Genomic DNA, 14091 nt, shown 5'->3' with positions numbered 1-14091 from the left:
TCTGCCCGGTGAACCTAAGAGCGTGGACTAGTCCAGGTCAATGACCTTGCACCGCCTTGCGACCGAACCCGCCCCGGGAAAAACCCTGTTGAAGACCGCATACGGAACTATCCCTTCACCCAGCGGTACTGCAGCTCGGGCCGGCCGACCTGTCCGTACTGCGGGGCGCGGGCCGCGCGTCCGGCGTCCACCAGGTGCTCCAGATAGCGCCGCGCGGTGATCCGCGAGATGCCCACGACCTCGGCGACGCCGGCCGCGGTGAGGCCTCCGGCGCAGTCCCGCAGGGTGCGGGTGACGCGCTCCAGGGTCGGCGCGCTCAGTCCCTTGGGCAGCGCCGCCGGACCCGGGGCGCGCAGGGTGGCGAGCGCGCGGTCCACCTCGTCCTGGCCGCTCGCCTCGCCCGCCGCGGCGCGGAACTCGGCGTAGCGGACGAGGCGGTCGCGCAACGTCGCGAAGGTGAAGGGTTTCAGGACGTACTGGACGACCCCGAGCGAGACCCCCTCCCTGACGACCGTGAGATCCCGCGCGGAGGTCACCGCGATCACGTCCGCGTGATGGCCGGCCGCGCGCAGCGAGCGGGCGAGCTGCAGACCGTGCACGTCGGGCAGGTGCAGATCGAGGAGCAGCAGGTCCACCGGCGTGCGGTCCAGGGCGCGGCGTGCCTCGGCGCCGGTGTGGGCCCTGCCGACCGCCGTGAAGCCGGGGACGCGCCCGACGTACATGACGTGCGCGTCGGCGGCCACCGGGTCGTCCTCGACGACGAGGACGCGGATGGGCTGGGGGTCGGTCATGCGTCGCCTCCGGGCAGGGCGTGCTGGACGGGTGCCGGGGTGTGGTCTCCGGGGGCGGCGGACCCGGACGCGGCCGTCCCGTCGCCGGCGGCCGGGGCGGTCGGGGTGGTCAGGGCGGTCGTGGGCAGCGGCAGCCGGACCTCGAACTCCGCCCCGCCGCCCGCCGCCTCGGTCACCGTCAGGGTGCCGTCGTGGCGGCCCACCGCCTGGCGTACGAGGGCCAGGCCCAGCCCGCGGCCGGCGGGTCCCGCCGGTTTCGTCGACCAGCCGCGCCGGAAGACGGCCTCCGCGTGGGCCGGATCCACCCCGGCCCCGGTATCCGCGACCCGCAGCACCAGGCCGGAGCCGTCGGTGAAGGCGGTGACGGTCACCCGGGCCCGCACCGTGCCCTGGGCCGCGTCCATCGCGTTGTCGATCAGGTTGCCGAGGACCGTCACCAGGTCGCGGGCGGGCAGGCCGGCCGGCAGCAGACCGTCGTCGATGCCGCTCTGCTCCGAGATCACCAGCTCCACGCCGCGCTCGTTGGCCTGGGCCGCCTTGCCCAGCAACAGGGCCGCGAGCACCGGTTCGCTGACCGCCGAGATCACCTCGTCGGTGAGCGTCTGGGCCAGCTCCAGTTCGGCCGTGGCGAAGTCGACGGCCTCCTCGGAGCGCCCCAGCTCGATCAGCGAGACCACCGTGTGCAGACGGTTGGCGGCCTCGTGGGCCTGCGAGCGCAGGGCCTGGGTGAAGCCGCGCTCGGAGTCGAGTTCGCCGGTCAGCGCCTGGAGTTCGGTGACGTCGCGCAGGGTGACCACGCTGCCGCGGCGCTCGCCGCCGGTGACCGGGGAGGTGTTGACGACCAGCACCCGGGAGTCCGTGAGGTGCACCTCGTCCACCCGGGGCTCGGCCGACAGCAGGGCACCGGTCAGGGGGGCGGGGAGACCGAGGTCGGCCACGGACCGGCCGACCGCCTCGTCCCCCACGCCCAGCAGTTCCCGCCCGCCGTCGTTCATCAGCGCCACCCGGTACTGGCCGTCCAGCATCAGCAGTCCCTCGCGCACGGCGTGCAGCGCCGCCTGGTGGTAGTCGTGCATACGGCTCAGTTCGGCCGCGTTCAGGCCGTGCGTCGAGCGGCGCAGCCGGGCGTTGATGACATGGGTGCCGATGCCGCCGAGGACGAGGGCGCCGCCCGCGACGCCGAGCAGGGCGGTCACCTGGTCCTGGACGCGCTGGGTGATCGCCTCGACCTTGATGCCCGCGCTGACCAGGCCGACGAGGTGGCCGTTGTCCAGGACCGGGGTGACGGCGCGTACCGACGGGCCGAGGGTGCCCGTGTAGGTCTCGGTGAAGGACTTGCCGCGCAGGGCGGGGCCGATGTGACCGAGGAAGTGCTGCCCTATCAGCCCCTCGTCGGGGTGCGTCCAGCGGATGCCCCGCGGGTTCATGATCGTCACGAAGTCCACCCCGGTGTCGCGCTGCACCTGGAGGGCGTACGGCTGCAGGGGCCCCGTCGGATCGGTGGTGCGGATCGCCTCGCGCACGGAGGGGGCGTCGGCGACCGAGCGCGCCACGGCCATCGCGTGGCGGCCCGCGGCCTCCTCGGCCTGGCTGCGGTCGCTGACGTAGCTGAACAGCGCGTATCCGGCCACGAGCACCGCGATGAGCACGGCCTGCATGGCGAAGAGCTGGCCGGCCAGGCTGCGGGGTCTCGGGACGCGGGGGAGGCGCATGGCGTCAGTCTGCCTCGCCGGATAAGCGTGAACTAAATGAACGGAAGGGTGACCGCCCTCACACACCGGGAGATAGTCACCGCATCCCCCGGGCGCGCGCCCCCCGGTTCTCCCGGAAGGCGTGTCTCCCGATTCCCCGGACGTGAGCCGCACGCCGGATGATGCCGACGACGTCGTCAAGGAGGGCAGCCGTGGCCAGCACCCCAACGGCACCTGCCGCACCCGCCGCCAAGCGGGACCGCACCCACTATCTCTACATCGCGGTGATCATCGCGGTCGCCCTCGGAATCGCGGTCGGGTTCGCCGCGCCGGACTTCGCCAAGGAGCTCAAGCCGATCGGCACGGGCTTCGTCGCCCTGATCAAGATGATGATCTCGCCGATCATCTTCTGCACGATCGTGCTCGGGGTCGGCTCGGTGCGGAAGGCGGCCAAGGTCGGCAAGGTCGGCGGTCTCGCGCTCGGCTACTTCGTCTGCATGTCGTTCGTGGCCCTCGCCATCGGCCTGGTGGTCGGCAACATCATCCACCCCGGCAGCGGAATGCATCTGACCGAGGCCGTGAAGGGGGTCGGGCACACGCAGGCCGAGGCCGCCGCCGAGGGCCCGGTCGACTTCATCCTCGGCATCATCCCGACCACCTTCGTCTCGGCCTTCACCGAGGGCCAGGTCCTCCAGACGCTGCTGATCGCGCTGCTCGCGGGCTTCGCGCTGCAGGCCATGGGACGCGCCGGCCAGCCCGTGCTGCGCGGTGTCGAGCACATCCAGAAGCTCGTCTTCCGCATCCTCGGCATGATCATGTGGGCCGCGCCCGTGGGTGCCTTCGGCGCCATGGCGGCCGTCATCGGCGAGACCGGCATGGACGCGCTGAAGGCGCTGGGCACGATCATGCTCGGCTTCTACATCACCTGCGCCCTCTTCGTGGTGATCGTCCTCGGCACGCTGACGAAGCTGGTGGCCGGGATCAACGTCTTCCAGCTGCTGAAGTACCTGGGCCGGGAGTTCCTGCTGATCGTCTCCACCTCGTCCTCCGAGTCCGCGCTGCCGCGGCTGATCGCGAAGATGGAGCACCTGGGCGTCAGCCGCCCGGTCGTCGGCATCACCGTGCCGACCGGCTACTCCTTCAACCTCGACGGCACGATGATCTACCTGACGATGGCCTCGCTGTTCATCGCCGACGCGATGGACCAGCCGATGAGCATCGGCCAGCAGATCGGGCTGCTGCTCTTCATGATGGTCGCCTCGAAGGGCGCGGCGGGTGTCTCCGGTTCCGGTATCGCCGTACTGGCCAGCGGTCTGCAGTCGCACAAGCCGGCGCTGGTGGACGGTGTCGGCCTGATCATCGGCATCGACCGCTTCATGAGCGAGGCGCGCGCCGTCACCAACTTCGCGGGCAACGCGGTGGCCACCCTGCTGATCGGCACCTGGACCGGCGAGGTCGACAAGGAGCGCGTGACCCGGGTCCTCGCCGGGGAGCTGCCCTTCGACGAGCGGACGCTGCTGGACGACTCCGGTGAGGACGCGGACACCGCCGCGGGACTGCCCGAGCAGGGCGGCGACAAGGAGCTGGCCAAGGCCTGACACGGCCGTGCGCCGCACGCGCCGGCGCCGGTCTCCCCACGACGGGGCGCTCCACCCCGCGGGACGCTCGCCCTGACCGGGCGTCTCCCGGCCGGAACGGCGCCCTCAGGCCGCCGGGCGGCCGGGTCCTTCCCCCTGTAGACCCGGCCGGCCGGTGCCCCCGGCGAGGCAGCCCTCGGGCTGCCTCGCTCGCGTTCCCGGGTCCCGTCCGCGCACACGGACCGCCGTTCCCGCGCTCCGGCCCATGCCCCGGGCCGCCGCTTCCGTTCCCGTCCCCTTTCTCACCCCCGCCGCGCGCCGCCCCTCTTCACACGTCCACGCTCCCCGTTCGCTCCGCCGGACGCGCCTCCCGGGCGTCGCTCAGCTTCGCCACCAGGGTGGTGGCGCGGGCGGCGGGTACACCCGCCGTGGTCAGTACGGTGACGGCGGCGGAGCGGCCCGCCTCCGCCGGCCCGAGCAGGCCGTCGTTCACCGCCTCCATCAGCGCGAACAGCATCTGTTCGTGCACGTACGCCAGGGCCGGGGCGGGCAGCGGGGACTCGAACACGCCCTGTTCCAGACCGCGTCGGAGCACCTCCGCGCATGCCTCGCGCACCGGGGTGAGCCGCTCGCGGATGCCCTGCACCGTGACGCTGCGCTGGGCCAGCGCGACCAGCAGCCGGTAACGGTCGGCGATCTCCCAGACGGCGAGCGTCGAGCGGACCAGCGACTCCGCCGGGTCCTCGACGCCCTCCCGGCCCTCCGCGTGCGCGGCGGCCACCGCCTCCACGGCGCCGTCGGTCAGGGTGCTGACGAGTACCTCGCGGCTCGGGAAGTGCCCGTACACCGTGCGCCGTACGACGCCCGCGGCCCGTGCGATCTGGTCCATGGAGGCGTCCGGGTCGCGCAGCAGCTCGGCCAGCGCGACGTCGAGGATGCGGCGGCGGTTCGCGTCCGCCCGGCTGGCACTACCCGTGGTCATGGCTGTCATTCTGCACGCCTCGCGCGGTGCCCCGCCGCTCCTGCGCCGAAGGCGCCGGACGCCCCCGGCCCACTGATTTGCACAGTGGTGTGCATCGCCGTACATTGCACACTGTCGTGCATTTGCACGGCACTGTGCAAGTCGAGTGAGGAGAGGGCGGCCGTACCCATGCGTCTCGTCATCCATGAACCGGTCGAGCGGATGGACCGGCCCTACGCCCGGCGCTGGTGGGCGCTGCTGGTGCTCTGCCTGAGCCTGCTGATCATCGTGATGGCCAACACCGCCCTCACCGTCGCGGCCCCCGACATGACCCGGGACCTGGGTCTGTCCAGCGCCGACCTGCAGTGGGTCATCGACGGCTACACCGTCCCGTACGCCGCGCTGATGCTGCTGCTCGGCGCGATCGGCGACAAGTACAGCCGGCGCGGCGCGCTCGTGCTCGGGTTGATGGTGTTCGGCGGCGGCGCGGTGGCGGGCTCGCTCGTGGACAGCTCCGCGGGGGTCATCGCGGCCCGTGCCGTGATGGGGGTCGGCGCCGCGCTGATCATGCCCGCGACGCTCTCCCTGCTCGCCGCGACCTTCCCGCGCGCGGAGCGTGCCAAGGCGATCACCCTGTGGACGGCCACGGCCGGACTCGCCATCGCGGCCGGCCCCCTGGTCGCGGGCGCGCTGCTGCAGCACCACGGCTGGTCCGCCACCTTCCTGATCAACGTGCCGGTCGCCGTCGTCGCGATCGTCGGCGCCCTCGTCCTCGTACCGCCCTCCAGCGCCGCGCACCGGCACCGCGTCGACCACGTCGGCGGTCTGCTCTCGGTGGTCTGGATCGGCTCGCTGGTCTACATGATCATCGAGGGGCCGCACTTCGGATGGGGCGTCAGGGCCGTGACCGCCGCGGTCGTCGCGGGGCTCGGGCTGGTCGCGTTCGTGGTGTGGGAACTGCGTCATCCCCGCCCGGTCGTCGACGTGCGCCGGTTCGCCCACCGCCGGTTCGCGGGCTCGAACCTCGCCGTGGCGCTCTTCTTCCTCGCCGTCTTCGGGGCCTTCTACTACCTCACCCAGCACCTGCAGTTCGTGCTCGGGTACGACGCGCTGGACACCGGCGTCCGGATGCTGCCGCTCGCCGGCGCGGTCTTCGCCGGGTCGGCGCTGACCGGCTACCTCACCCCGCGCGTCGGCATGAGGGTCACGGTGACCGCGGGCATGGTCGGCGGTACGGCGGCCCTCGCGCTGCTCACCCGGGTGGACGCGGCATCGTCGTACGGCGACTTCGTCCTTCCTCTCGTCGTCCTCGGCCTCGCCATCGGGCTCGCGCTCTCGCCCTGCACGGACGCCATCATGGGCGCCTTCCCCGAGTCCGAACTCGGGGTCGGCGGCGCGGTCAACGACACCTCGCTGGAGCTCGGCGGTTCACTCGGCATCGCCCTCCTCGGTTCGGTGCTGGCCGGTTCGTACTCCTCGCACCTCGCGGAGGCGACCAAGGGCGGCGGGCTGCCGGCGGGCGCGCTGTCCACGGCGCAGGACTCGGTCGGCGCGGGATACGCGGTCGCCCGGGGCATCGGTGACAAGGCCCGGCAGCTCGGTGAGCAGGCGGCGCGGGCCGGGCATGCCGGGAACACCGAGAAGGCCGCGCAGCTGAAGGGGCAGTCCGACCAACTCGCCCATGGAGCACGGCAGATGGCGGACGCCGTCGGCTCGTCCTTCTCGGACGCCGTAGCGCACACCAGCCTGGTCGGCGCGGTGATCCTGGGCGTGGGGACGGTGCTGGTGGCGGTCCTGCTGCCGTGGAAGGAGCGCGTGACGGCGACGGGGACGGGGACGGACGAGGAGGACGCGGCGGCCGGGACCGATGCCGGGGCCCGGGCCGGGTCCGGGTCCGGGTCCGGGTCCCGCACCGGCTCCGGGGCCGGGACGGGCGTCGAGGGCGGGAGGAGTGCCGTCGCGCGCTGACCGCGGGCCACGACGGTGCCCGCGCAACCGTGACCCCCGGGCCTTCGTCTCGTAGAACATGCACTACCGTGCCGTGCCGGACCTACCGGCACGGCACGTGATGTTCTGCATGTTCTGCGGAGGGCACGGAGTATGAAGATCGACTGGGACCGGCGGACGTGCGCGCGTCGCGGCCATGCGACGTACGCGCCGGACGAGCCGGGGCTGCGCGAGCGGCTGCGCGCCGGGACCAGCCTCGGGGAGGCCTGGCGCTGTCTGCGCTGCGGCGACTTCGTGCTCGGCGCGCCGCACGGTGCGGGACCCGCGGAGGACGCGCCGCTCGTACCGCGCGGCAAGGTGCTGCGGGACCTGTTCATCCTGCGCTTCCTGGCCGTCGAACGGGCCGTGCGCGGGGTGTTCATCGTGCTGGTCGCGGTGGCGGTGTGGCGGTTCAGCAACAGCCAGGACTCGGTGCGCCGTCTCTTCGACGAGTACCTGAACGTCTTCCGGCCGGTCTTCAAGCACTTCCACTACGACCTCGACCACTCGCCGGTCGTCGGCACCATCCAGAAGACCTTCGGCTACAAGCACTCCACGCTGGTCCTGGTGGCCGCGCTGCTGCTGGCCTACGCGCTGATCGAGCTGGTCGAGGCGGGCGGCCTCTGGTACGCGAAGCGCTGGGCGGAGTACCTGACGGTGGTCGCCACCGCGGCCTTCCTCCCCCTGGAGGTCTACGAGCTCACCGAGCACGTGAGCTGGTTGAAGATCACCACTCTGGTCCTGAACGTCCTCGCGGTCCTCTACATCGCCCTCGCCAAACGGCTCTTCGGACTGCGCGGCGGACGCGCGGCGTTCGACGAGGAGCGGCAGAGCGCCTCGCTGCTGGAGGTCGAGGAGTCGGCGGGCGTGACCACGCCCGCGTGACGAGGCACGCCCGACGAGGCACGCCCGACGAGGCGCGTCCGGCCAGGCGCGTCCGGCCGTGCCCCCCTCGCGGTCACCGCCGGCCTTGCCTTGACGCCCGCGTCAAGGACTACGTTCGGGGCATGCGAATCGGCGAGCTGGCGGCGAGGGCCGGGACCACCACGCGCACTCTGCGGTACTACGAGTCGCGGGGGCTGCTGCCCGCGCGGCGCGCCGGCAACGGTTACCGCACCTACGACGAGGACGACCTCAAGCTGCTGCGGCAGATCAGGACGCTGCAGGACTTCGGGTTCGACCTGGAGGAGACGCGGCCGTTCGTGGAGTGCCTGCGGGCCGGGCATCCGGAGGGGGACTCCTGTCCCGCCTCGCTCGCGGTCTACCGCCGCAAGCTGGATGAACTCGACGCACTGATCGGTGAGTTGCGGGCGGTGCGGAGCGAGGTCGGCGCGCAGCTGGCGCGGGCCGAGCGGGCGCGCGACGAGCTGGCCGCCGACGCGGAGGCTCCGGGAGGCCCGGAGCCGGTGTGCGAACTGGGAGGGCGGACAAGGTGATCGATCTGGCCGGTGTGACGTCGGTGACGGACGCGGACTTCGAGGCGGAGGTGATCGGCGCGGAGCTGCCCGTGCTGGTGGAGTTCACCGCCGACTGGTGTCCGCCGTGCCGGCAGATGGGGCCGGTGCTGAGCGCTCTCGCGGCCGAGGAGGAGGGGCGGCTCAAGGTCGTCCAGTTGGACGTCGACATGAATCCGGAGACGACCAACGCCTACCGGGTGCTCTCGATGCCCACGTTCCTGGTGTTCCGCGACGGCGAGCCGGTGAAGTCGATGGTGGGCGCCCGGCCCCGGCGACGGCTGTCGGAGGAGCTGTCCGACGTGCTCTGAGCGGGCGTCCCGGACGCGGACGGCACAAAGAAAACCCCCGGGGAAATTGCACCCGGGGGTTTTCTTTGCGTATATTGAATGATTCGCGACTTGAATTTGTCGAGTCACGGAGAAGTTCACTGGGCACAGTATATCCGGGCGGGAGTGGAATTGTCAAACAGGGGCTCAAACGCAGAATTTCCCGATGTTGAATTGCAGCAGGAGCAGGAATTCATCGACGGGCTGTACGCGCGCGTCGACGTGCTGCGGGGCGACACCGAGGCCTCGGTCGGCGACGCGCTCGCGCAGGGGAACACGCCCATGCAGGCCAGGCTCGAACGCGATGTGCTCGTCGCCGAGCGTTCGGGGCTGCTGGCGGCACTCAACGCCGTCGACGGCTCGCTGTGCTTCGGCCGGATCGACCTGACCTCCGGCGTCAGCCACCACATCGGGCGCATCGGTGTCCGCGCCGACGACACCGAGCACACCCCCCTCCTCATCGACTGGCGGGCACCGGTCGCCCGCCCCTTCTACCTCGCCACCGGGCACACCCCGATGGACCTGCGCCGCCGCCGGCACATCAGTACCGAGGGGCGCCGGGTGACCGACGTGCACGACGAGATCCTCGACCTCGGGGACCACCGGCGCACCGGGCACGAGGACCCGACCGGCGACGCCGTCCTGCTCGCCGCGCTCAACTCGGCCCGCACCGGCCGGATGAGCGACATCGTGCAGACCATCCAGGCCGAGCAGGACCGGATCATCCGCGCTCCGCACCGGGGCGTCCTGGTGGTGGAGGGCGGACCGGGCACCGGCAAGACGGCCGTCGCGCTGCACCGGGCGGCCTTCCTGCTGTACGAGTACCGCGAGCTGCTCGCCAAGCGCGCCGTGCTGATCGTCGGCCCGAACCCGGCGTTCCTCGGCTACATCGGCGAGGTGCTGCCCTCGCTCGGCGAGACGGGCGTCCTGCTCGCGACCGTCGGTGAACTGTTCCCCGGGGTGAAGGCGACGGCCGCGGACACCCCGCGGGCCGCGGCCGTCAAGGGCCGGGCCGACATGGCCGAGGTGCTGGCCTCGGTGGTCCGCGACCGCCAGGAGCTGCCCGACCCCGTGATCGCGATCGAGCACGACCGCGACGTCCTGATGCTCGACGCCGGGCTCGTCGGGGTCGCCCGGGAGCGCACCCGTGAGGCCGGGCTGCCGCACAACGTGGCCCGCGAGTACTTCGAGGGCCACATCCTCAACACGCTCACCGACATGCTCGCCGAGCGCATCGGCACCGACCCCTTCGACGGGTCCAACCTGCTCGACCCGAGCGACATCACCCAGATCCGTGACGAACTCGCGGAGAACCCGGAGGTCTGGTCGGCCATCGACCAGCTGTGGCCGCGGCTGACCCCGCAGCGGCTGGTCGCCGACTTCCTCGCCGCGCCGGAGGGCCACGTCGGCGAGGAGGACGCCGAGGCGATCCGCCGTCCGGTCACCGGCGCGTGGACCGTCGCCGACGTCCCCCTTCTCGACGAGGCCGCCGAACTGCTGGGCGAGGACGACCGGGTCGCGCGGGCCGCGGCCGACCAGGAGCGCCGGACCCAGGTCGCCTACGCGCAGGGCGTGCTCGACGTGTCGTACGCCTCGCGGACGTACGAGTTCGAGGACAAGGACGAGGAGGACTCCGAGATCCTGTCCGCGCACAACATCATCGACGCCGAGCGGATGGCCGAGCGGCACGAGGAGGAGGACCACCGCAGCGCCGCCGAGCGGGCGGCGGCCGACCGGACCTGGGCGTTCGGCCACATCATCGTCGACGAGGCGCAGGAGCTCTCGCCGATGGCCTGGCGGCTGCTGATGCGGCGCAGTCCCACCCGGTCGATGACGCTGGTCGGCGACCCGGCGCAGACCGCCGAGGCGGCCGGGGTCGGGTCGTGGGAGCGGATCCTCGCGCCCTATGTCGAGGACCGCTGGGAGCACACCCGGCTCGCCGTCAACTACCGCACCCCGTCCGAGATCATGGAGGTCGCGGCGGCGGTGGTCCGCGCGGAGCACCCCGCCTTCGAACCGCCGAGTTCGGTGCGGACGACGGGTGTACGCCCCTGGGTCCGCGCCACCGACGACCTGCCCGGCGCGGTGGCGAAGGCGGTGGAGGAACTGACCCCGGCGGAGGGCCGCCTCGCGGTCGTCGCCCCGCGCGACCTGCACCCGGAACTGGCCGCCGGGCTGGAGGGCGTGAGCGTGGGCGGCGAGCCCGACCTGACCCGCACGGTGGTCCTGCTCGACCCCCGCCAGTCCAAGGGCCTGGAGTTCGACTCCGTGCTGGTGGTGGAGCCGGGACGGTACGGCACGAGCGACCTGTACGTGGCCCTGACCCGGGCCACGCAGCGCCTGGGCGTCCTGCACACCGGGGACCTCCCGGAGGCGCTGGCGAAGGCGTTCGGGTAGGCACGGTCCCGGTCCGGGGCCTGGAGGCGCGGGACGGCGGTCCCCTCCCGCCGCGCCGCCCCGCGCGGTGGAAGCGTCCGGTCTCCGGCCGCGCACGGCGGAGCCCTCCGGTCTCCGGTCCCGCGCCCGGCGGGAGCGGAGACCGGAGGGCCGGGCCGGGGCGGCTCCGTGCTCCGGAGACACGGCGTGCCGCGCCGGAGGGCGGGGCTCAGGCCGGCCGCAGCCAGACGGTGGCCAGCGGGGGGAGGGTCAGACGGATGCTGCCCGGGCGGCCGTGCCAGGGCTGCAGGTCCGGTTTGACGACGTCCGGGTTGGTGACGTCACTGCCGCCGTACCGGGCGCTGTCGGTGTTGAGGGTCTCCTGCCAGGCGGGCACGGAGTCGGGCACACCGAGGCGGTAGCCGTGACGGACGACCGGCGAGAGGTTGGAGACGGCGAGCACCGGGGTGCCCTCGGCGTCGAGCCGCAGGAACGCGAAGACGTTGTCCTCGGCCGCGTCGCCGACCACCCACTGGAAGCCGGACGGGTCGGTGTCCCGCTGCCAGAGCGCCGGTGTCCCCCGGTAGACGGCGTTGAGGTCGCGGACCAGGTCCCGGACGCCCCGGTGGTCGGCCTCGGCCGGGTAGGCGGGGTCGAGGAGCCACCAGTCCGGTCCGTGGGTCTCGGACCATTCGGCGCCCTGGGCGAACTCCTGTCCCATGAAGAGGAGTTGTTTGCCGGGGTGGGCCCACATGAAGCCGAGGTAGGCGCGGGTGGTGGCGCGTTGCTGCCACCAGTCGCCGGGCATCTTCGAGACGAGGGACTTCTTGCCGTGGACGACCTCGTCGTGGGAGATGGGCAGGACGTAGTTCTCGCTGTAGGCGTAGACCATCGAGAACGTCATCTCGTGGTGGTGGTACTTGCGGTGGACCGGCTCGTGCTGGACGTAGTCCAGTGAGTCGTGCATCCACCCCATGTTCCACTTCAGTCCGAAGCCGAGTCCGCCGAAGCCGCCGGGGCCGGAGTGGTGGGTGGCGCGGGTGACGCCGTCCCAGGCGGTGGATTCCTCGGCGATGGTGACGATGCCGGGGTTGCGGCGGTAGACGGTGGCGTTCATCTCCTGGAGGAAGGCGACGGCGTCGAGGTTCTCCCGGCCGCCGTGTTCGTTGGGGGTCCATCGGCCGGGTTCGCGGGAGTAGTCGAGGTAGAGCATGGAGGCGACGGCGTCGACGCGGAGTCCGTCGATGTGGAATTCCTGGCACCAGTAGACGGCGTTGGCGACGAGGAAGTTGCGGACCTCGCGGCGGCCGTAGTCGAATTCGAGGGTGCCCCAGTCGGGGTGGGCGGCGCGCTGGGGGTCGGCGTGTTCGTAGAGGGGGCGTCCGTCGAAGGCGGCGAGGGCCCATTCGTCGCGGGGGAAGTGGGCGGGGACCCAGTCCATGAGGACGCCGATGCCGGCCTGGTGGAGGGCGTCGACGAGGTGTTTGAAGTCGTCGGGGGTGCCGAGGCGGGCGGTGGGGGCGTAGAAGCCGGTGACCTGGTAGCCCCAGGAGCCGCCGAAGGGGTGTTCGGCGACGGGCATGAGTTCGACGTGGGTGAAGCCGAGGTCGGCGACGTAGGCGGGGAGCTGCTGAGCAAGTTGACGATACGTCAGGCCCGGTCGCCAGGACGCGAGATGCACCTCGTAGACGGAGAACGGCGCCTCGTGGGCAGGACGCCCGCCCCGCTCCGCCATCCACTCCTCGTCGTGCCAGGTGTGGTGCGAGGTGTGGACGATCGAGGAGGTCGCCGGGGGCACCTCGGTGCGCCGGGCCATGGGGTCGGCGCGCACGGTGCGGGTGCCGTCGGGGCGGGTGATCTCGAACTTGTAGAGCTCGCCCTCACCGATGCCGGGCACGAACAGCTCCCAGACGCCCGTGGCGCCGAGCGAGCGCATCGGAAACCCCGTGCCGTCCCAGAAGTTGAAGGTGCCGGCGAGCCTGACGCCCCGCGCGTTCGGCGCCCAGACGGTGAAGCGGGTGCCCGCCACGCCCTGGTGGACCATCGGCTCGGCGCCCAGCGCGCGCCAGAGCTGTTCGTGACGGCCCTCACCCAGCAGATGGAGGTCGAGCTCGCCGAGCGCCGGCAGGAAGCGGTAGGCGTCCTCGGTGTCCTGGACCGTCCCCTCGTACGCCACGAGGAGGCGGTAGGCGTCCGGGACCGCGCGCAGCGGCAGCAAGGCCGAGAAGAAGCCGTCACCGTCGTCGTGCAGCTCGGCACGCAGATCGTCGGTCACGACCGTCACGCCCAGGGCGTACGGCCGGAAGGCCAGGAACGCCACGCCGCCCGGCACCGGATGGGCGCCCAGCACCCCGTGCGGATCGTGGTGCGTGCCGGAGAGCAGCCGTTCCCGGTCGCCCGGACCGATCCCCGTGAACGCCGGGACGGCGGCGGTCCCGGACGCACCGTCAGGAGAACCGCCGTGCGCGGGAAGGGAACCGAGCGGGTCGTCAGCCGGCGTGACGGTGCCGGCGGGATCGGTGACGGGAGGGGCGTCGGCGGAGGCGGCGGCGGGAGCGGGGACGGGGGCGGTGAGGGGAGGGGCGTCGGTGGAGGCGGCGGGCGGGGCGCCGGTGGGCGCGGAGGCGGCCACGACGGGTGCCGGCGGCCGGTCGGCGGCGGCCGGCCGGGGATTCCCCCCGGCGGACTTCGGGCCCTTGCCCCCGGTGGGCTTCCGGTCGGCGGGCCTCTCGGAGACCTCGGGTGCCGGTTTCCCCTCGGCCGCCTTCCGGGCGGCCTTCCCGGCCGCCTTCTGCTGGGCCGCGGTCTTCTGGACCGCCGCCTTCTTGCCGCTGACCGGCTTCTTGGCACCGTTCTTCTTCGGACTGTCGTCGGACGGGGGGCGGGGCGTCACGGGCAGGGCCTCCTCGGCGAGGGTGATCGGGAA

General features: G+C 72.5%; 10 protein-coding genes. 6 read left to right on the top strand and 4 right to left on the bottom strand.

The annotated features are described in order from the left end of the window. Nucleotides 1-107: 107 nt before the first annotated feature. Complete coding sequence (locus OG776_RS15355; RefSeq protein ID WP_148010530.1) at nt 108-791, bottom strand: response regulator; 684 nt, start codon at nt 789-791, stop codon at nt 108-110. Beyond that, nucleotides 788-2503, bottom strand: coding sequence for a sensor histidine kinase (locus OG776_RS15350; protein WP_329321157.1), 1716 nt, complete (start codon nt 2501-2503; stop codon nt 788-790). The genes OG776_RS15355 and OG776_RS15350 overlap by 4 nt, the downstream gene beginning before the upstream one ends. 158 nt (nt 2504-2661) lie before the next feature. Between OG776_RS15350 and OG776_RS15345 the strand changes: the two genes are divergently transcribed. Further along, nucleotides 2662-4080 carry a cation:dicarboxylate symporter family transporter gene (locus OG776_RS15345; RefSeq protein WP_148010532.1) on the top strand — a complete coding sequence of 473 codons (1419 nt, stop codon included), beginning with the start codon at nt 2662-2664 and terminating at the stop codon, nt 4078-4080. Nucleotides 4081-4387: 307 nt separating this feature from the next. Here the strand turns inward: OG776_RS15345 and OG776_RS15340 are convergent, their stop codons facing one another. After that, entirely contained in the window at nt 4388-5050 is a 663-nt protein-coding gene (locus OG776_RS15340; RefSeq protein WP_148010533.1) for a TetR/AcrR family transcriptional regulator, read from the bottom strand. A gap of 159 nt (nt 5051-5209) precedes the next feature. Between OG776_RS15340 and OG776_RS15335 the strand changes: the two genes are divergently transcribed. From OG776_RS15335 to OG776_RS15315, 5 genes are all read left to right on the top strand, one after another. Beyond that, nucleotides 5210-6988 (top strand): MFS transporter, encoded by a 1779-nt coding sequence (locus tag OG776_RS15335; RefSeq protein ID WP_261994647.1) that lies wholly within the window; start codon nt 5210-5212, stop codon nt 6986-6988. A 132-nt stretch (nt 6989-7120) separates the two neighbouring features. After that, entirely contained in the window at nt 7121-7891 is a 771-nt protein-coding gene (locus OG776_RS15330) for a DUF2127 domain-containing protein (RefSeq protein ID WP_329321154.1), read from the top strand. A 122-nt stretch (nt 7892-8013) separates the two neighbouring features. Next, on the top strand, nt 8014-8442 hold the full coding sequence (locus tag OG776_RS15325; protein ID WP_148010535.1) for a MerR family transcriptional regulator: 429 nt from the start codon (nt 8014-8016) through the stop codon (nt 8440-8442). Next, nucleotides 8439-8771 (top strand): thioredoxin family protein, encoded by a 333-nt coding sequence (locus OG776_RS15320; RefSeq protein WP_148010536.1) that lies wholly within the window; start codon nt 8439-8441, stop codon nt 8769-8771. The genes OG776_RS15325 and OG776_RS15320 overlap by 4 nt, the downstream gene beginning before the upstream one ends. Nucleotides 8772-8963: 192 nt before the next feature. After that, complete coding sequence (locus OG776_RS15315; RefSeq protein WP_329321151.1) at nt 8964-11186, top strand: HelD family protein; 2223 nt, start codon at nt 8964-8966, stop codon at nt 11184-11186. Between the two features lie 208 nt (nt 11187-11394). Here the strand turns inward: OG776_RS15315 and glgB are convergent, their stop codons facing one another. After that, nucleotides 11395-14058 carry a 1,4-alpha-glucan branching enzyme gene (gene glgB, locus OG776_RS15310; protein WP_329321150.1) on the bottom strand — a complete coding sequence of 888 codons (2664 nt, stop codon included), beginning with the start codon at nt 14056-14058 and terminating at the stop codon, nt 11395-11397. Nucleotides 14059-14091: the final 33 nt, after the last annotated feature.

It is taken from the genome of Streptomyces sp. NBC_01689, assembly GCF_036250675.1.
Taxonomy (GTDB): Bacteria; Actinomycetota; Actinomycetes; order Streptomycetales; family Streptomycetaceae; genus Streptomyces.
The sequence above is the reverse complement of the archived record's forward strand: the minus strand, read 5'-3'. Positions and strand labels throughout refer to the sequence as shown.